Annotated in this window: 19 protein-coding genes and 1 other RNA gene; 19 read left to right on the forward strand and 1 reads right to left on the reverse strand. The window is 73.1% G+C overall.

The window, feature by feature from the left end; translation table 11 throughout:
* Positions 1-57: 57 nt before the first annotated feature.
* The 7 genes from ACFSHS_RS10810 to ACFSHS_RS10840 all read left to right on the forward strand — a co-directional run bounded on the left by ACFSHS_RS10810 (position 58) and on the right by ACFSHS_RS10840 (position 6,635).
* Positions 58-777 (forward strand): PIG-L deacetylase family protein, encoded by a 720-nt coding sequence (locus ACFSHS_RS10810; RefSeq protein ID WP_376875209.1) that lies wholly within the window; start codon positions 58-60, stop codon positions 775-777.
* A 29-nt stretch (positions 778-806) separates the two neighbouring features.
* Positions 807-1,232, forward strand: an RNA gene (gene rnpB / locus ACFSHS_RS10815) — RNase P RNA component class A.
* Positions 1,233-1,368: 136 nt separating this feature from the next.
* Complete coding sequence (locus ACFSHS_RS10820) at positions 1,369-2,640, forward strand: alpha-hydroxy acid oxidase (protein WP_376875212.1); 1,272 nt, start codon at positions 1,369-1,371, stop codon at positions 2,638-2,640.
* Between the two features lie 80 nt (positions 2,641-2,720).
* Entirely contained in the window at positions 2,721-4,163 is a 1,443-nt protein-coding gene (locus ACFSHS_RS10825; protein ID WP_376875215.1) for an Nramp family divalent metal transporter, read from the forward strand.
* Entirely contained in the window at positions 4,160-5,137 is a 978-nt protein-coding gene (locus ACFSHS_RS10830) for a sugar kinase (protein ID WP_376875218.1), read from the forward strand. The genes ACFSHS_RS10825 and ACFSHS_RS10830 overlap by 4 nt, the downstream gene beginning before the upstream one ends.
* A 2-nt stretch (positions 5,138-5,139) precedes the next feature.
* Complete coding sequence (locus ACFSHS_RS10835) at positions 5,140-6,021, forward strand: dihydrodipicolinate synthase family protein (protein ID WP_376875221.1); 882 nt, start codon at positions 5,140-5,142, stop codon at positions 6,019-6,021.
* A 68-nt stretch (positions 6,022-6,089) separates the two neighbouring features.
* Complete coding sequence (locus tag ACFSHS_RS10840) at positions 6,090-6,635, forward strand: bifunctional adenosylcobinamide kinase/adenosylcobinamide-phosphate guanylyltransferase (protein WP_376875224.1); 546 nt, start codon at positions 6,090-6,092, stop codon at positions 6,633-6,635.
* A gap of 3 nt (positions 6,636-6,638) precedes the next feature.
* Here ACFSHS_RS10840 and ACFSHS_RS10845 read toward each other — a convergent pair whose 3' ends face one another.
* Positions 6,639-7,700: a Gfo/Idh/MocA family protein gene (locus tag ACFSHS_RS10845; protein ID WP_376875226.1), complete on the reverse strand. Its 1,062-nt coding sequence runs from the start codon at positions 7,698-7,700 to the stop codon at positions 6,639-6,641.
* 157 nt (positions 7,701-7,857) lie between these two features.
* On the opposite strand from ACFSHS_RS10845, the gene ACFSHS_RS10850 reads away from it, so the two are divergent.
* The 12 genes from ACFSHS_RS10850 (at position 7,858) to ACFSHS_RS10905 (ending at position 17,880) form a co-directional block, all read left to right on the forward strand.
* Positions 7,858-8,334 (forward strand): Chromate resistance protein ChrB, encoded by a 477-nt coding sequence (locus tag ACFSHS_RS10850; RefSeq protein WP_376875229.1) that lies wholly within the window; start codon positions 7,858-7,860, stop codon positions 8,332-8,334.
* Positions 8,331-8,762 carry a chromate resistance protein ChrB domain-containing protein gene (locus tag ACFSHS_RS10855; RefSeq protein WP_376875232.1) on the forward strand — a complete coding sequence of 144 codons (432 nt, stop codon included), beginning with the start codon at positions 8,331-8,333 and terminating at the stop codon, positions 8,760-8,762. The genes ACFSHS_RS10850 and ACFSHS_RS10855 overlap by 4 nt, the downstream gene beginning before the upstream one ends.
* A 13-nt stretch (positions 8,763-8,775) precedes the next feature.
* Positions 8,776-10,158: a chromate efflux transporter gene (gene chrA, locus ACFSHS_RS10860; RefSeq protein WP_376875235.1), complete on the forward strand. Its 1,383-nt coding sequence runs from the start codon at positions 8,776-8,778 to the stop codon at positions 10,156-10,158.
* A 66-nt stretch (positions 10,159-10,224) separates the two neighbouring features.
* Positions 10,225-10,878 carry a prepilin peptidase gene (locus tag ACFSHS_RS10865; RefSeq protein ID WP_376875238.1) on the forward strand — a complete coding sequence of 218 codons (654 nt, stop codon included), beginning with the start codon at positions 10,225-10,227 and terminating at the stop codon, positions 10,876-10,878.
* A gap of 121 nt (positions 10,879-10,999) precedes the next feature.
* Positions 11,000-11,194, forward strand: a complete 195-nt coding sequence (locus ACFSHS_RS10870; RefSeq protein WP_376875241.1) for a Flp family type IVb pilin — start codon at positions 11,000-11,002, stop codon at positions 11,192-11,194.
* 109 nt (positions 11,195-11,303) lie between these two features.
* The gene (locus tag ACFSHS_RS10875; protein ID WP_376875244.1) at positions 11,304-11,699 is read left to right on the forward strand and encodes a TadE/TadG family type IV pilus assembly protein; all 396 of its coding nucleotides are present in this window, start codon (positions 11,304-11,306) and stop codon (positions 11,697-11,699) included.
* On the forward strand, positions 11,687-12,643 hold the full coding sequence (locus ACFSHS_RS10880) for a pilus assembly protein TadG-related protein (protein WP_376875247.1): 957 nt from the start codon (positions 11,687-11,689) through the stop codon (positions 12,641-12,643). The genes ACFSHS_RS10875 and ACFSHS_RS10880 overlap by 13 nt, the downstream gene beginning before the upstream one ends.
* Positions 12,644-12,655: 12 nt before the next feature.
* Complete coding sequence (gene cpaB / locus ACFSHS_RS10885) at positions 12,656-13,405, forward strand: Flp pilus assembly protein CpaB (RefSeq protein WP_376875250.1); 750 nt, start codon at positions 12,656-12,658, stop codon at positions 13,403-13,405.
* On the forward strand, positions 13,402-14,592 hold the full coding sequence (locus tag ACFSHS_RS10890; RefSeq protein WP_376875253.1) for an AAA family ATPase: 1,191 nt from the start codon (positions 13,402-13,404) through the stop codon (positions 14,590-14,592). Before cpaB ends, ACFSHS_RS10890 begins: the two co-directional genes overlap by 4 nt.
* Entirely contained in the window at positions 14,592-16,022 is a 1,431-nt protein-coding gene (locus tag ACFSHS_RS10895) for a CpaF family protein (RefSeq protein ID WP_376875256.1), read from the forward strand. The genes ACFSHS_RS10890 and ACFSHS_RS10895 overlap by 1 nt, the downstream gene beginning before the upstream one ends.
* Positions 16,019-16,966: a type II secretion system F family protein gene (locus tag ACFSHS_RS10900; protein ID WP_376875259.1), complete on the forward strand. Its 948-nt coding sequence runs from the start codon at positions 16,019-16,021 to the stop codon at positions 16,964-16,966. The genes ACFSHS_RS10895 and ACFSHS_RS10900 overlap by 4 nt, the downstream gene beginning before the upstream one ends.
* Positions 16,966-17,880: a type II secretion system F family protein gene (locus ACFSHS_RS10905; RefSeq protein ID WP_376875262.1), complete on the forward strand. Its 915-nt coding sequence runs from the start codon at positions 16,966-16,968 to the stop codon at positions 17,878-17,880. The genes ACFSHS_RS10900 and ACFSHS_RS10905 overlap by 1 nt, the downstream gene beginning before the upstream one ends.
* Position 17,881: the final 1 nt, after the last annotated feature.

Raw genomic sequence — 17,881 nt, forward strand, 5'->3', positions numbered from 1 at the left:
CACCGACCGAACCGCCGCGGCAGCCCTGCCGCAGGCGGCTTGACATAGGAGCAACGCATGCCGACCCGCCCGATGCCCGACGACTGGGAGCGTGCCCTCGTCGTCGCCGCCCATCCCGACGACATCGAGTACGGCATCGCGGCCGCCGTCGCGGTGTGGACCGCGGCCGGCAAGGACGTCCGTTACCTCCTGGCCACGCGCGGCGAGGCCGGGATGGCGGGGGTCGCCCCGGATGTCGCCGGCCCGCTGAGGGAGGAGGAGGAGCGGCGGTCGGCCGCCGTCGTCGGTGTGACGGAGGTGGAATTCCTCGGCCTCCGCGACGGCGTCCTCGTGGAGGGACCCGATCTGCGCCGTGAGCTGGCCGCGGCCATCCGGCGGCACCAGCCGCAGCTCGTCGTCACCGGGTACTTCGGCGCCACGTGGACGCCGCCGGGTGTGTCGCCGGCCTACGTGAACTCCGCCGATCACCGGGCGCTGGGCCAGTGCGTCGTGGACGCGGTCGCGGACGCGGGGAACGAGTGGATCTTCGCGGACCTGACGGAGCCGCGGTGGTCGGGCGTGCAGTACATCGCGGTGCAGGAGATGACCGACCCTCCGCACGAGGTGGACGTGAGCGCGACGGTGGAGACGGCGGTGGCGTCCTTGGCCGAGCACCGCCGGTACCTCGAGCTGCTGTCCGACGTCCCGGTCGAGGAGCAGGCGCAGCAGGTCATCGACATGTCGACCATGACCGAGGACGGCGGCCGTCGCGTGGGCTTCCGGCTCTACTGGGGGTGATCACCTACTAGACTGGCCGGCACGACGGACGAGTCGGCTGGGCGGTCGCGTCGGCGGGGGAGACCCCGTCGCCGAGGAACGTCCGGGCTCCACAGGGCAGGGTGGTCGCCAACAGCGACCCGGGGTGACCCGCGGGACAGTGCCACAGAGAACAGACCGCCAGCGGTCCTGCTCCGGCAGGGCGGCTGGTAAGGGTGAAACGGCGGTGTAAGAGACCACCGCACACCGGGTGACCGGTGTGGCTCGGTAAACCCCACCCGGAGCAAGGTCGAGAAGGGACGGCGGACTGGATCCCCAGGACGCCGTCTCGCGCAGGCGTTCGAGGGCGGCCCGCCCGATGCCTGCGGGTAGACCGCTCGAGCCTGCCGGCAACGGCAGGCCTAGATGGATGACCGCCCATCGGGAGGCCGTGAGGCACCCGTGGACAGAACCCGGCGTACAGGCCGACTCGTCCGTCGCACCCGCCCGGCCGCTGGGGTTGCGACCGCTGCGCGGACCTGATCACGTTGACCGCAGTGGGTCCGGGCCGCCCGCGCCGCCCGGATCCGTGGATCAGCGCGCCGTGCGACGTGCACGGGGAAGGGGGACGACGTGCCCGCGGACATCCCGCTCGCTCCGATCTCGACCGCGCGGCAGATCCCGCGCTGGTCCGAGCTCCGTGAGGTCGTGCAGTTCCGGAGGCCCCAGGCGGGGCGGACTGCGCGGAGGCTCAGCCGCGCACTCACGGTCGAGGACCTGCGGGCGGCGGCCCGGCGCACCACGCCGCGCGCGGTCTTCGACTACGTGGACGGCGCCGCCGAGGAGGAAATCACGGCGGCCCGCAACCTCGCAGCGTTCCGGCGGGTGGTCTTCCGCCCGGACGCGCTGCGGTCCGTGGCCGACCCCGACACGAGCGTGGAGGTGCTCGGCAAGCGCCTCCCACTGCCGGTGATCTTCGGGCCGACGGGCTACACGCGGATGATGCACCACCACGGGGAGGCGGCGGTGGCGCGCGTCGCCGAGCACTTCGGCGTGCCCTACGCCCTCTCCACGGTCGGCTCCACGTCCATCGAGGACGTCCGCTCCGCGGCGCCCGGGGCCGACCTCTGGTTCCAGGTCTACTACACGACGGACGAGAAGCTGAACCAGCAGCTCCTCGCGCGGGCCGAGGAGCAGGGCTACTCGACGCTCGTGCTCACCGTCGACACGTCGGTCTCCGGGATGCGCCTCCGGGACGTCGTCAACGGCCTGACCATCCCACCGACGCTGACGGCGAAGACGTTCCTGAACATGTCGAGATTTCCGGGCTGGTGGTTCCACAAGCTGACCACCGGCGGCATCGGCTTCGCGTCCCTGGACGCCCTCCCGGGCAACCCGACGCCGGGCGAGGTGGCGAGCATGGTGTTCGACGCGGGGCTGGACTTCACCTCGCTGGACTGGCTGCGCCGGCACTGGACGGGCCGGTTGCTGGTCAAGGGCGTGACGACGGCGGGATCGGCGCGCGAGATCATGGAGCGCGGCGCCGACGGTGTGGTGGTCTCCAACCACGGCGGACGTCAGCTGGACCGCACCGCCGCGACGCTGGACGTGCTGCCCGCCATCCGGGAGGCGGTGGGGCAACAGGCCGCGGTGCTCATCGACAGCGGGATCCGCCACGGGCAGGACATCGTCGCGGCCCGTGCGCTGGGGGCGGACGCCGTGATGCTGGGCCGCGCCTACCTCTACGGGATCATGGCCGGCGGGCAGGACGGCGTCGTCCGTACCTACGAGATCCTCGCCGAGGAGTACCAGCGGTGCATGCAGCTGCTCGGCGTGCGGCGCAGCGAGGACCTCTCCGAGCGCCACGTCGGCTTCGATCCGCCCGGTGCGGGCGCGCCCGCCTGAGCCGTCCCGGCTTGCGGGGGGTCGTCAGGGGTGGGATGTATTGACATCCACGAGTACCGCCTGACGTCCGGAGGCTAGACATGGTCACCACCCGCAGGCCCGGCGATCGCCCCAGGTCCGTCCTGGAGCTCTTCCCGACCAAGCACCTGGAAGCACCGAAGGTGCGGGAGCTGCCCGACCCGCCGAGGAGCTTCCGCCACGTCATCGGGCCGGGGATCATCGCAGCCGGTGTGGGACTGGCCAGCGGCGAGTTCATCCTCTACCCCTACATCGCCTCGCAGGTGGGGCTGGTCTTCGTCTGGGCGGCGTTCGTCGGGCTGGCCACGCAGTACTTCCTCAACATGGAGATCGAGCGCTACACGCTCGCCACGGGGGAGACCGCGCTCACCGGCTTCAGCCGGTACTGGCGCCACTGGGGGCTGGTGTTCGCGCTGCTCGCCTACTTCGCGAACCTCTGGCCGGGGTGGGTGACCAGCTCGGCCACGCTCGTCACCTACCTGGTCGGCGGCAGCGTGGTGCCCATCGCGATCGGCATGCTCCTGCTCATCGGCGTCACCCTGACCCTGTCGCCGGTGGTGTACCAGGCGCTGGAGAAGATCGAGTGGTTCAAGGTCGCCGCCGTCCTGCTGCTGCTCGTCGTCGCCTCGGTCTTCGCCATCGGCGCGGACGCCTGGGCCGATGCGCCGCAGATCGTCACCAACCCGGGGATCCCCTCGGAACTCGGCTTCGCGCTGCTGATGGGCGCGCTGGCCTTCGCCGGTGCCGGCGGCGGGCAGAACCTGTGCCAGAGCAACTGGATCCGGGACAAGGGCTTCGGCATGGGCAGCTACGTCCCGAAGATCGTCAGTCCGGTGACCGGCCACCCCGAGGCCGCGCCGTCGACCGGGTTCGTCTTCGAGCCCACCCCGGAGAACCTCGGCAGGTGGAACCGCTGGTGGAGGTTCGCCAATGTCGAGCAGCTGACGACGTTCGTGCTCATCACCTTCATCACGATCACCTTCACCTCGCTGCTCGCCTATGCCACCGTGTTCGGCCGGGAAGACCTGGCCAGCGACATCTCGTTCATCCAGGCCGAGGGTGAGGCCCTCAACGAGACGGTCGGCGGCTGGTTCGGCACGTTCTTCTGGGTGATCGGTGCGATCTCCCTGTTCGCCGCCGCCCTCGGCATCGTCGACTACACCAGCCGGCTGGCCGCCGACGTGCTCAAGACCGCCTACCTCAAGGGCTGGAACGAGAGCAAGCTCTACTTCGGGCTGGTGTGGGGCCTGGTCCTCATCGGCTGCGTCGTGCTGCTGTCGGGGCTGTCCCAGCCGCTGATCCTGCTCGTCATCTCCGCAGTCACCGGCGGCCTGATGATGTTCATCTACTCGGCGCTGCTGCTGCTGGTCAACAAGCGGACGCTGCCCAAGGAGATCCAGCCCGGAGCCGGCCGCGTCGCGGCGCTGATCTGGGCCTTCCTCCTCTTCGGCTTCCTCTCGGTGCTGACCTTCAACCAGCAGCTGCAGAACCTCTTCGGCGGGTGAGTGCGGCGACGACCGGATCCGGGCACGGCGCCGTCGGCCGGGTGGTGACGGCGGGGGAGACGATGCTGCTCGTCGTCCCGTCGTCGCCCGGCCGGCTGCGGCACGCCACCGACGTCACGCTGTCGATCGGCGGGGCGGAGAGCAACGTGGCCATCGGCCTGTCGCGGCTCGGCGTCCCGGCGAGCTGGCTGAGCCTGCTCGGCGACGACGAGCCGGGCGAGCTCGTCCTCCACCGGGTTCGCGCCGAGGGCGTCGACGCGAGCGCGGTCCGCCGGGTGCCGGACCGGCCGACCGGCCTCTACCTCCGCGAGGAAGTGGCCGGGGCCCTGCGCGTCTACTACTACCGCCGGGGGTCCGCGGCCTCGACGCTGGCGCCCGGCGCCTTCGACGCCTCCGTGTTCGACGGGGCGTCCTTCCTGCACCTCACCGGGATCACCGGCGCCCTGTCCCCGGAGGCGGCCGAGTTCCTCGTGTGGGCGGCGAAGACGGCCCGCGCGGCGGGGGCGCAGGTCAGCTACGACGTGAACTACCGCAGCCGGTTGTGGGAGCCGGCCGCCGCCCGGGCCGCCACCGAGGCCCTGCTGCCCCAGGTCGACGTGCTCCTGGTCGGCGACGAGGAGGCGGCGGCGCTGTGGGGGTGGGACGAGGCTGCCTGCCTGGAGCGGCTGGCCGACGCCGGGCCCCGCGAGGTCGTCGTGAAGCTCGGTGCGCGGGGGTGCGCGGCGATCGTCGACGGCGAGCGGCTGACCGCCCCGGGCTTCCCCGTGCGCCAGGTGGACCCGATCGGTGCAGGGGACGCCTTCGCGGCCGGGTACCTGGCCGCGACCCTGTGGGGCAGCGATCCCGCGGAGCGGCTGCGGACGGCGAACGCCATGGGCGCGTTCTGCGTCCAGAACCTCGGCGACTACGAGGGGCTGCCCAGCCGGCGGGAGCTCACCGCCTTCCTCGACCAGACCATCGACCTCGGGAGATGACCATGCCGAGTGCTCCGGGAACGCTCGGCGGCGTCTACGTCGCCAACGTGACCCCGTTCCGCGACGACGACCGCTGCACCCTGGATCTGGAGTCCTACCTCGGCCACGTGCGCTGGCTCGCCGGTCACGGGGTGGCCGGCGTCATCCCGTTCGGCACCAACGGGGAAGGCCCCTCGGTCAGCGTGGCCGAGAAACGGGCCGTCTTGGACGCGCTCATGCCGGAGGCCGGCTCGCTGCAGGTCGTCCCGACGGTCGCGGAGGGGAACCTGCCCGACACCCTCGATCAGCTCGCCTACCTCGACGACCTGCCGGTGGCGGCCGTCATGGTGCTGCCGCCGTACTACTTCAAGCCCGTGGAGGCCGAGGGGCTGCGGCTGTTCTACGAGCGGGTCCTGAAGGCGACCCGGCACCCGGTGGTGATCTACCACATCCCCAAGTACGCCATCCCGGTCCCGGCCGAGCTGGTGACGGCACTGCCGGTGTGGGGCGTCAAGGACTCCGGCGGGGAGGCCGGCTACTCCGAGACCGTGCACGGTGCGGGCAAGGGGGTGCTCCTCGGCACGGAGGACGACCTGCCGACCCGCCTGCTCACCGCGGACGGCTCGATCTCCGCCCTCGCCAACATCGTCCCCGAGCAGGTGGTCGCTCTCTACGACCACGTGCGGGCCGGCCGGGCCGACGAGGCGGCGAGCCTGTCGGCGCACCTCCAGCGGGTGCGCGCGATGACGAAGGAGTACGTCTCGGCCGGTGTCCTCAAGCGGGTGGCCGAGCAGCGGCACGGGCATCCGATGGGCACCGTGCGACCGCCGCTCGTGCCGGTCCCGTCGTCCTTCGACGCCGCCGCGGCGGCCGAGCGCGCGGTCGCGGGGCCGACGGGCGACTGAACGGGCGCCCTCGCTACGCTCGCCGGCAGCATGAGGGCGGCGCAGCGGGGACGACGGGGACGGCTGCCGTGATCCTCGGCGGACCCCGGCGGGTGCTCGTGCTCGGCGGTGCGCGCTCGGGCAAGTCCTCCTACGCCGAGGGCCTGCTGGGCAGGGCGCGGTCGGTCGAGTACGTCGCCTGCGGCGCGCCTCCTGACGGCGGCGACGCGGAGTGGGCCGACCGGGTCGCGCTGCACCGCGCCCGCCGGCCGGTGTCCTGGACCACGGTCGAGACCGTCGACCTCGCCGCCGTCCTGGGAAGGACCGGACTCCCCGTCCTCGTCGACTGCCTGACCACCTGGCTCGCCCGGGTGATGGACGACTGCGGCATCTGGACGGACGAGCCGGGGGCCGACGCGCGCCTCGTGGCGGCGGTGGACGAGGTCGTCGACGCCTGGACCGGCGCCCGCCGGCGGGTGGTCGGCGTCAGCAACGAGGTCGGGTCGGGCATCGTCCCGGCCACGCCGTCCGGACGGCGGTTCCGCGACGAGCTGGGCGTGCTCAACGCGCGCATCGCCGCCGCGTCGGACCGCGTCTGGCTCGTGACCGCCGGTCTGCCGCAGCGGCTCCGCTGACCGTCAGCCGCTGAACCTGACGACGCCGCCGTCCGTGGCGCTCAGCCGGGCGGCGTCGAGCACGGTCGTCGAGGCGATCGCGTCGCGCGGCTCGACCGGCACGGGTCCCAGACCCCTGACCGCGCGGGCGAACGCCGGGTAGAACGTGTCCCATGCGCCGTTCTCGGTGGGCACCGCATCGCCGTCGTCCCCCCGGTGCACGCGGCCCCAGCGCAGCGACGGTTCGGCGCCCCAGGCGGGGCCCAGCGACCTCGGCGTGTGGCCGCCGAGCAGCAGGTCCTCCTGGCCGTCCATGAGCGTCCGGTTGACGTAGCTGGCGGTGGTCCCGGTGACCCGGAAGCGCGGCCCGGGCGCGCCCTGGCTCCAACTGCCCCACAGGTGCGACCGGGCGCCGCTGGTGTGCGTGAGCGCCACGAAGACGTCGTCGTCCAGGCCGCTGTCGCGCAGCCGCCACTCGGCGTAGACCGACGCCACCGGCCCGAGGAGCACGAGCGCCTGGTCGACGAGGTGGCTGCCGAAGTCCAGGAGGGTCCCGCCCCCCGCGTGCCCGGGGCCGACGTCGGGAGCCAGCCGCTCGAAGCGGGACTCGAACCGGACGACGTCGCCCAGCGTGCCGTCGGCCACCAGCTTCCGGACGGTCAGGAAGTCGGAGTCCCACCGCCGGTTCTGGTAGGGCGACAGCGGCAGGCCGAGCCGTTCGGCCAGCTCCACCGACCGCGTCGCCGCAGCCGCGTCGAGGGCGAACGGCTTGTCGCAGACGACCGCCAGGCCCAGCTCGAGCGCCCGGTCGGTCAGCTCGCTGTGCGTGGCGGCCGGCGTCGAGATCGCCACCGCCTCCGCGCCGGCGGACGCCAGCTCCTCCAGCGACCCGAACGTCCGGCGGCCGGGGGAGTCCTGCTGGACCAGCGTGCGGCGTCCGGCCGACGACGTCACGACACCGAGAAAGTCGCACTCCGGCGCGGAGCCGAGGAGGGGCGCGTGGAAGTAGCGGCCGCCGAAGCCGTACCCCACCAGGCCGAAGCGGACAGGCATGATCGCCGCGGACGGCGGCTGGCTCGTGGTCATCGGGCGATGATGCCCGGAAAGCGCCAGGCGTCGAGGGCCGACGTCGTGACCCACCCGGCCGGCTCCCGGGTGAGTCGACGACGCAGGCGATCCCGCCGTCGCGTCCACGGGGCACCCACCCCTCGACATCGCCATGCAACCGTGGTTGCATTCCTCCGTGGCGACCGGGGAGTGGGTCATGCTCAGCTACCGGCTGCCGCGCGAGCCGTCCGGCCCGAGGACGACGCTGTGGCGGCGCCTCAGGCGGCTGGGCGTGGCGCAGCTGGCAGACGGTCTCGTGGCCCTGCCCGCCGATGCCCGCACCCGGGAGCAGCTCGAATGGCTCGCCGAGGACGTGCTGGCGGCCGGCGGGACGGCCGGGGTGTGGCTGGCGCGGCCGACCACCAGCGCCCAGGAACGCGACCTCGCCGCGTCCATGGCCACTGCCCGGGCCGCCGAGTACCGGGACCTGATGGAGCAGTGCCGGCGCGCAGCCGACGGAGATCGGTCGGAGCGAGCCCGGGCACTGCGCCGGCTGCGGGGCGAGTGGCGGGCCGTCGACCGGCGCGACTTCTTCCCGCCGCCGGAGCGCGAGCAGGCCGCCGCCGCTCTCCGGGAGCTGGAGGCCGGCACGCGGGCGGAGCCGGTCCGTTGAGGTGGGCGACGCGCGCCGGGATCCACATCGACCGGGCCGCGTGCGCCTGGGTGATCCGCCGATTCGTCGACCCGGACGCCGAGTTCGTGTTCGTCGGGGACCCCGCGGACGTTCCCCCCGACGCGACGCCCTTCGACATGCGCGGCGTCGCCCTCGGCCACGTCGGTGGCGACTGCTCCTTCGAGACGGTGCTGCGGCACTTCGACCTCACCGACCCGGTCCTGTGGCGGATCGCCGAGATCGTGCACGTCGCCGATCTCGACGACGACCGCTTCGACGCGCCCGAGGCCGCGGGCCTCGACGTCCTGCTCCGCGGGCTGTCCATGACCGGCACCGACGAGCAGACGCTCGCCGTCTCGGGGCCGATGTTCGACGCCCTCTACGAGTACCACCGCCGTCGGACGCTGCTCGGCCGCGAGCCGGCCTGACCCGAGGAGTCCCGTGACCAGCGAAACCCAACCCCGGAACGAGTCGGTCGCGATCCCGTTCGGCACGGCGGTGCGCACCTGGTTCGCCATCTCGCTCCAGACCTTCGGCGGCCCGGCCGGCCAGATCGCCGTCATGCAGCGGACGCTGGTGGACGAGAAGCGGTGGATCGGGCAGCGCCGGTTCCTGCACGCCATGAACTACTGCATGCTGCTGCCCGGCCCCGAGGCCCAGCAGCTGGCCACCTACGTGGGCTGGCTGCTGCACGGCACCCGCGGCGGGCTGGTCGCCGGCGGGCTGTTCGTGCTGCCGGGTGTGGTGGCGCTCCTGGCGCTCTCGGCCATCTACGTCGCGTTCGGCACCACCACCGCCGTCCTCGCACTGTTCGCGGGGCTCGCACCGGCCGTCCTGGCGATCGTCGCCCAGGCCGTCGTGCGGGTCGCGACGAAGTCGCTGAACAGCCCCGCTCTGGTGGTCATCGCGGTGGCGGCCTTCCTCGCCCTCGCCCTGTTCGGGGTGCCCTTCCCGTTCGTGGTCCTGGCCGCCGGCCTGGTGGGATGGGTGCTCGCGCGGTGGCGGCCCTCCGCCGTGCCCGAGAAGGCCAGGGCCGAGGCCGCCGACGCCGGCCCGGCCCCGGTCATCCCGGACGACGTCCTGCACTCCGAGCGGCCCTCGACGCGCCGGACGCTGCGGGTCCTGCTCGTGGGCCTCGTCGTCTGGGGGGTGCCGGTGGCCGCCGTCGCGCTGCTCACCGGCGCGCACAGCGTCTTCACCGAGCAGGGACTGTTCTTCTCGGGGGCCGCGGTCGTCACGTTCGGCGGGGCCTACGCCGTCCTCGCCTACGTCGCCCAGCAGGCCGTCCAGGTCTACGGCTGGCTGGCACCGGGGGAGATGGTGCGCGGGCTGGCGCTGGCCGAGACCACCCCGGGACCGCTGATCATGGTCGTCCAGTTCGTGGCGTTCCTGGGCGCCTACCGGGCGCCGGGGGAACTCGATCCGTGGGTCGCGGCGGTGCTGGCCTCGCTGCTGGTCACGTGGGTGACCTTCGTGCCGAGCTTCCTCTTCGTGCTCCTCGGGGCCCCGTACATGGAACGCCTGCGCGGCAACCGCTCGCTGTCGGCCGCGCTCACCGGCATCACCGCCGCGGTGGTGGGGGTCATCGCCAACCTGGGCGTCTACTTCGCGGTGCACACCCTGTTCCGGGAGACGCGGGCCGTCGACCGTCTCGGGCTGTCGATCGAGCTGCCCGACCTCACCACACTGCGTCCGGTGGCCCTGGCGATCGCCGTCGTGGCCGCGGTGCTCATCTTCCGGGTCAAGTGGTCGATCCTCCGGACGCTCGGCGTCTGCGCCGTCCTGGGACTGGCCGCCGGCTCGGCGGGACTGCCGGTGTCGTGACCGGTCCCGGCCGGGACGCCGTGCGAAGGTGACCGCCGTGCCCGCCACCGTGTCCCGCTCGTCGAGGTGACCGCGCTGCTCGCCGTGCTCGCGGGCGCCCTCGGACTCGTCACCGGGCACCTGGTCAACCGTGCCGCGGGCCGGTTCCCGTGGGCGGAACGGCGCAACAGCGAGCCGGCGGTGCGGCGACCGGTGGTCGAGGTGGCCACGGCGGTCCTCTTCGCGCTCGTCGCGCTGCGGTTCGGTGCGTCGCCGGAACTGCCCGCCTTCCTCTTCCTCGCCGGGGCCGGCGTGCTGCTCGCCGTCATCGACCTGCGGCACCGGCTGCTGCCCAACCGCGTCGTGGTGCCCTCGATCGGGATCGGCGCGGGGCTCCTGATCGTCGCCGCGGCGGTGGAGGCCTCGTGGCCCGCGCTCTTGAGGGGCGGCCTGGGAGCCGTCGTCCTCTTCGCGGTCTTCCTCGTCCTCGCCCTGATCTCGCCCAGCGGCCTGGGCATGGGTGACGTCAAGCTCGCCGCCCTGCTCGGCCTCTACCTCGGCTGGCTGGGCTGGGGCGTGCTCGTCATCGGTGCCGCGGCCGGCTTCGTCGCCCAGGCGGTCGTCGCCCTGGCGCTCCTGGCCGGACGGCGGATCGGCCTGCGCGGGGAGCTGCCCTTCGGGCCCGCCATGCTGGCCGGCGCGGCGCTCGCCATCGGCTGGAGCGACGCGCTCCTCGGCTGAAGCACCCTTTCGGGTGAAGGGCTCTCAAGCCCCGTCGCCCTGGCGACGACAACGCCTCCAGAAGCCGCAACGACGGGTCACCCGACCCGGCCTGGCCGGCCGACACCACTCTGGAGTGCACGTGCTGAACCCGTACGCCACCCTGGTCAGCCTGGTCGCCTTCGCCCAGGACCGCCTCAAGCGCGAGGAGAAGGGCGCGACCGCCGTCGAGTACGGCCTCATGGTCGGCCTGATCGCCGTCGTGATCATCGCCGCCGTGACCCTGCTCGGCAACGACCTGCGCGCCCTGTTCGAGCGCATCGCCGGCGCGCTCTGACCCTGCCTGCGGCTGCCCGGCGCAGCGGTCCCCGTCGCGGGGCCGCTGCGCCGTTGCACGTATCAGGCCACACGACCCGCTGCTGCGGATCGAGAGGAGGTGAGCGGCGATGCGGGACCGACTGCGTAGCGAGAGCGGCGCCACAGCCGTGGAGTTCGCCCTGATCGTGCCGCTGCTCATCGCGCTCGTGATCGGCATCGCCGAGTTCGGCCGGGCCTTCCAGGTGCAGGGCACGCTGTCGGCCGCCGCCCGTGAGGGCGTGCGACTGATGGCGCTGCAGAACGACCAGGCCGCGGCCCGCGCCGCGGTGCGCGCGGCCGCGTCCTCGCTGGACCCCGCCATCACCGACGGGCAGATCACGATCACGCCGTCGTCGTGCCCGCAGCTCAACGGGGGCAGCACGTCGGTGCGCCTCACCATCGACTACCCGATGCCCTACATCACCGGGTTCTTCGGCACCGGCCTCGACCTGACCGGGACCGGGGTCATGCGATGCAACGGCTGACCGCCCGCCTCCGCCGGGTCGACGGCGAGCGCGGCGCCACGGCCGTCCTGTTCGCCCTCCTGCTCGTGCCCGTGCTGGGATTCACCGCCGTCGCCGTCGACATCGGCGCCCTGTACGCCGAGCGCGCCCGCTTGCAGGTCGGTGCGGACGCCGCGGCCATCGCCGTCGCCCAGGACTGCTCCCGCGGCAACTGCGGCGACATGCAGGCCACGGCGCAGGCGCTCATCAGCGCCAACGACAGCCAGGGAACCGCCGGAGCGCCGGTCCTCAGCAGCGATCCCCTGAGCGTCACCGTCACCGGCGGCACCCCCATGGAGCACTGGTTCGCGCCCGTCCTCGGCATCGACTCCACCCGGGTCTCGGCGACGGCGACCGTCGGCTGGGGCTCTCCGGTCCGGGGCACGGCGGTGCTGCCGCTGACCTTCTCCTGGTGCGAGTTCGAGGAGCAGACCGGGGGTGCACTGCCGTCCGGCGAGACCGTCCACACCATCTACTTCGCCAAGACGTCGCAGACGACGAGCTGCCCCGGTCCCTCGGGCAACGTCGTGCCCGGCGGCTTCGCCTATCTCGACACCGATCCAGGCACCTGCGACACGACGACCGAGATGGACGGGCGGTGGTACTCCAAGACCGGTAACAGTGTGCCGTCGGACTGCTCGACCGGGGACTTCTCGGCATGGCTCGACCGCACCGTGCTCCTGCCGCTGTTCGACGACGCCGGCTCGACCGGGAACAACGCCTGGTACCGCGTGTACGGCTACGCCGCGTTCCGGCTCACCGGCTACCACCTCGGCGGGCAGTACAGCACCAGCCCCAAGCCGTGCGGCGGCAACGACCGCTGCGTCGCCGGTTACTTCACCCGCTTCGTCGAGCTGTCCGACGCGTGGGACTACGACCCGACGGCCCCCGAGCTGGGGTCCTCCGTCCTCCGACTGATCCGATAGGGGCGCCCACTCGTGAGACGTCGACTCCTGGCCGCCATCGCGGCCCTCGTCCTCCTCGTCGCCGGCACCATGGTCCTCCTGGCCTACGTGCGCGGCGCTGACGAACGTGCCCTGGCCGGCGCCCGCACCGTCGAGGTGCTGGTTGCCGACGAGCTGATCCCCCGGGGCACGCCGGGCAGCGAGCTGGCCGGCCTGGTCCGCACCGAGCTCCTGCCCGCCAAGGCCGCCCTGGACGGGCGGGTCACCGACCTGGCGAGCCTCGCCGAGCAGGTGGTGAACGTCGACCTCCAGCCCGGCGAGCAGCTGCTGCCCGGCCGCTTCTCCCGTGCCGAGGAGCTCACGGCGCCGGGCACCGTCGCGGTGCCGGCCGGTCTGCAGGAGGTGAGCCTCCTCCTCGAGCCCCAGCGCGTCGTCGGCGGGCGGGTGACGGCCGGTGACACCGTGGGCGTCTACCTGTCCCAGGTCCTGCCGGACGGCACGGGCCAGACCTCGGCCGTCCTCCACCGCGTCCTGGTCACCCAGGTGCAGGGCGCGCCGGCGGCCGCCGAGGCGGACGCCGAGGGCGGCACGGAGACGGCGGCCGCGGGCACGTCCGCCGCGAGCCTGATGCTGACCCTCGCGGTCAGCTCGAAGGACGCGGAGACGGTGGTCTTCGGCATGGAGCACGGGACCCTCTGGCTGTCCCTGGAGACCGAGGGCGACGAGACGGGCGGCACGCGCGTGCTCGACCCCGGGACAATCTACGGAGGGGTGCCGCGATGAGCCGCGTCGTACTGGCCGGAGCCGGGGAGGAGCTGGTCCTCCGGGTCAAGGAGGCGACCGACGGCGACGTCACCGTGCTGCCGCCGGGCCGTCTGCCGAGCGACCCCGCCCGGCTGTTCGAGCAGCTCCTCGACGGAGAGCTGCCCGACGTGCTGTTCGTGGGCCCGCACGCGCCGGCGCCCGAGGTGCTGACGCTCGCCTCGCGGCTGGACGTGCAGAGCCCCGGCATCGCCGTCGTCCTCATGGCCGAGCCGTCCCCGGAGATGTGGCAGGCCGCGATGCGCGCCGGCATCCGGGACCTCCTCGCGCCCACGGCGGAGGCGGCCGAGATCCGGGCCGCCGTGGAGCGGGCCGGCCACGCGGCCGCCAACCGGCGGCGGGTGCTGCGCCCGGCGAGCGAGACCGAGCGGTACGCGGGCCGCGTCATCACGGTGGCCTCCCCGAAGGGCGGGGTCGGCAAGACCACCGTGTCCACCAACCTGGCGATCGGGCTGACCGCCGCGGCTCCGCAGTCGACGGTGCTGGTCGACCTCGACGTCCAGTTCGGTGACGTCGCGTCGGCACTGGGCCTGGTGCCCGAGTACACGCTGCCCGACGTCGTCCGCGGCCCGGCCAGCGAGGACACGATGGTGCTCAAGACCTTCCTCACCCAGCACCCCAGCGGGATGTACGCGGTGTGCGGGTCGGAGAACCCGGCGGCGGGGGACACCGTCACCGGCGAGGACGTCACCCGGTTGCTGGCCTCGCTGGCGCGGGAGTTCCGTTACGTCGTCGTCGACACCGCTCCCGGGCTGTCGGAGCAGACGCTCGCCGCGCTGGACCGGGCCTCCGACGTCGTGATGCTCACCAGCATGGACGTGCCCGGCGTGCGCGGACTGCGCAAGGAGCTCGACGTCCTCCGCGAGCTGGCCATGATCCCGGCCGGCCGGCACATCGTCATGAACTTCGCCGATCCCAGGGGCGGGCTGTCGGTGCGCGACGTCGAGACGACGATCGGCACCGGTGTCGACGTCGTCCTGCCGCGCTCGAAGGGGGTTCCGGCGTCCACCAACCAGGGTGTGCCCATCCTGCAGAGCAGCAAGCGGGACCCGATGGCCAAGGAGATGCGCCGCCTGGTGGCCCGCTTCGCCGCCACCCCGCTGATGAAGCCCGGCAAGTACCGGGCCAAGCACCGGGCGGCCGGCTGATGAACCTCGCGTCCCGTCTCGAGGCGGCCCGCGGCGGCCCCGCGGCTTCGCCCGCGGCGCCCGCCCCCGGCGTGCCCGTGCCGACCCCGGGCGTTCCCGTGCCGCGCCCGGCGGCGGCACCGGCCCCCCCGCCCCCGACCGATGCCCTGGCCCGGCTGAAGGACCGCGTCGGCAAGGCCCTGTTCGAGCGCATGGGCAGCCGGATGAACGATCCGAGCCTCGGTGAGGACCAGCTGCGCTCCATCGTGCTCGGCGAGCTCGACGAGGTCGTCGAGGAGGAGAACGTCCCGCTCAGCACCGAGGAGCGCCAGCGCCTCACCGCCGAGCTGGCCGACGACGTGCTCGGCTACGGCCCGCTGCAGCGGCTGCTCGACGACCCCGCGGTCAGCGAGATCATGGTCAACGGGCCGGACGCCATCTACGTCGAGCGCGGCGGCCGCCTGGAGCGCACCGCCACGCGGTTCACCTCCGAGGAGCACCTGCGCCGGGTGATCGACCGGATCGTCTCCCGCGTGGGACGGCGGATCGACGAGTCCTCGCCTCTCGTGGACGCCCGCCTCGCCGACGGCTCCCGCGTGAACGCGATCATCCCGCCGCTGGCCTTCAGCGGCTCCACGCTCACCATCCGGAAGTTCTCCAAGGACCCGTTCACCGTCGACGACCTCATCGGCTTCGGCACGCTCTCGCCCGAGATGGCCGAGCTGCTCAACGCCTGCGTCGAGGCGCGGCTCAACGTGATCGTCTCCGGCGGTACCGGTACCGGTAAGACGACGCTGCTCAACGTGCTGTCCTCCTTCATCCCGGAGGGCGAGCGCATCGTGACCATCGAGGACGCCGTCGAGCTGCAGCTGCAGCAGGAGCACGTGGTCCGGCTCGAGTCCCGGCCGCCCAACATCGAGGGCAAGGGCGCGATCACCATCCGCGACCTGGTGCGCAACTCGCTGCGCATGCGCCCCGACCGGATCGTCGTCGGTGAGTGCCGTGGCGGCGAGAGCCTCGACATGCTCCAGGCGATGAACACCGGCCACGACGGCTCGCTGTCCACGGTGCACGCCAACTCCCCGCGTGACGCGATCGCACGCCTGGAGACGCTGGTGCTCATGGCGGGCATGGACCTGCCGCTGCGGGCCATCCGCGAGCAGATCGCCTCCGCCGTCGACGTCGTGGTCCAGCTGACCCGGCTGCGCGACGGGACCCGGCGGGTCACCCACGTGACCGAGGTCCAGGGCATGGAGGGGGAGACCGTCACCCTGCAGGACGCCTTCCTGTTCGACTACTCCGCAGGCGTCGACGCCCACGGCAAGTTCCTCGGCAAGCCGGTGCCGACCGGCGTCCGGCCCCGGTTCACCGAGAAGTTCGACGACCTCGGCATCAAGCTGTCCCCCCGCGTGTTCGGCGTCGCCGAGCCGGCCGCCGGACGGGGCTGGTGACCGTGTCCCCGCTGCTGCTCGTCGCCGGCCTGGCCGCCGTCGCCGCCGCGCTGCTGCTCCTTGCGCTGATCGTGCTGCCGGCCGGTCCCGCGCGGGTGCCGCTGAACCGGCTGGACCCGTCGGTCGCCCCCTCGACGTCCACGCTCGCGGGCGCGGGAGCCGCGGCCGGTGCGGCGGTGGAGAAGGTGCTGGTCAAGCGCGGGCGGCTCGCCTCGGGCGCCGCCGCGCTGGAGCGCGCCGGGATGTCGATGAGCTTTCCGGACTTCGTGCTGGTCGTGGCGCTGGCCACGATCGTCGGCGGGGGGCTCGGTGTCGTGCTGGGCGGGCTCCTCCCGGGCCTGGTGCTGCTGGTCGGCGTGCCGTTCGGCGCCAGGCTGTTCCTGAGGTTCCGGGCCGCGCGCCGGCAGGCGGCCTTCGCCGACCAGCTCGACGACTCGCTGCAGCTGATGGCGGGGAGCCTGCGTGCGGGCCACAGTCTGCTGCGCGCGGTCGACTCGGTGGCCTCGGAGGCCGACGCGCCGACCTCGGAGGAGTTCGCGCGGATCGTCAACGAGACCCGCGTCGGGCGCGACCTCAACGACGCCCTGGACGAGGTCGCCGAGCGCATGGGCAGCGACGACTTCACCTGGGTCGCCCAGGCCATCGCGATCCACCGCGAGGTGGGCGGCAACCTCGCCGAGGTGCTCGACGCGGTCGGTCACACCATCCGCGAGCGCAACGCCATCCGCCGCCAGGTGAAGGCCCTGTCGGCCGAGGGGAAGCTGTCGGCGATCGTGCTGATGGCCCTGCCCTTCGGGGTCTTCGGGTTCATCTCGCTGAGCAATCCTGCCTACGTCGCCAAGTTCACCCAGAGCGTGGCCGGCTACGGCATGCTCGCCGCGGCCGTGGTGATGCTCCTGGTCGGCGGGCTGTGGCTCAAGAGCACCGTGAAGATCAAGTTCTGATGGGCGCCGTGTTCGCCACGGTGCCCGGCTCCGTGCTGGCCGCCGCCGTGGTCGTCGCCTCCGCCGTTCCGCTGCTGGGGTGGGCGCTGCTCGCGCGACCCGACGCCGGAGCGGTGCAGGCCCGCGACAACCTGCTGCGCGGTGTGGGCGCCGCCGATCCCCGCGCTGCCGCGGCGGAGCGTTCCGGACCCGGGCTGCTCGCGCGGCTCGCCGGGAGCCTGACCCCGCGCGGCACCGTGGACCGGCTGAACCGGCTCGCTGGGACCGCCGGACGGCCGGCCGCGTGGCCGGTGCCCAGGCTGGTGGCCGCCAAGTTGGTGCTCGTGGTCGTGGCGGGCACCCTGGGCCTGCTCGTGGTGACCGGCGGACCCAGCGTCCTCACCGTGATCACAGCGGTCGCCGGCACCGCCGTCGCCTGGTTCCTGCCCGAGCTGCTGCTCTTCAGCCGCGGCCAGGAGCGGCAGGAGGCGATCGCCCTGGAGCTGCCCGACACCCTCGACCAGATGACGATCGCCGTCGAGGCCGGGCTCGGCTTCGAGTCGGCCATGGCCCGCGCGGGCAGCAACGGGAAGGGCCCGCTGGCCGAGGAGCTGGTCCGCACGCTGCAGGACATCGCCGTCGGCCAGCCGCGCCGCGAGGCCTACCTGGCCCTGGCCGAGCGGACCGGGGTCACCGACCTGCGGCGCTTCATCCGGGCCGTCGTGCAGGCCGACCAGTACGGCGTCTCCATCGCCGACGTGCTGCGCACCCAGGCGCAGGAGATGCGGCTCAAGCGCCGGCAGCGAGCCGAGGAGAAGGCGATGCAGATCCCGGTCAAGGTGATCTTCCCGCTGATCCTCTGCATCCTCCCGACGCTGTTCATCGTGCTGCTCGGCCCGGCGATCATGGACATCGCGGCCACGTTCGGCGGCTGAG

This window comes from Blastococcus deserti, from assembly GCF_042682525.1.
In the GTDB taxonomy this organism is placed as follows: Bacteria; Actinomycetota; Actinomycetes; order Mycobacteriales; family Geodermatophilaceae; genus Blastococcus_B; species Blastococcus_B deserti.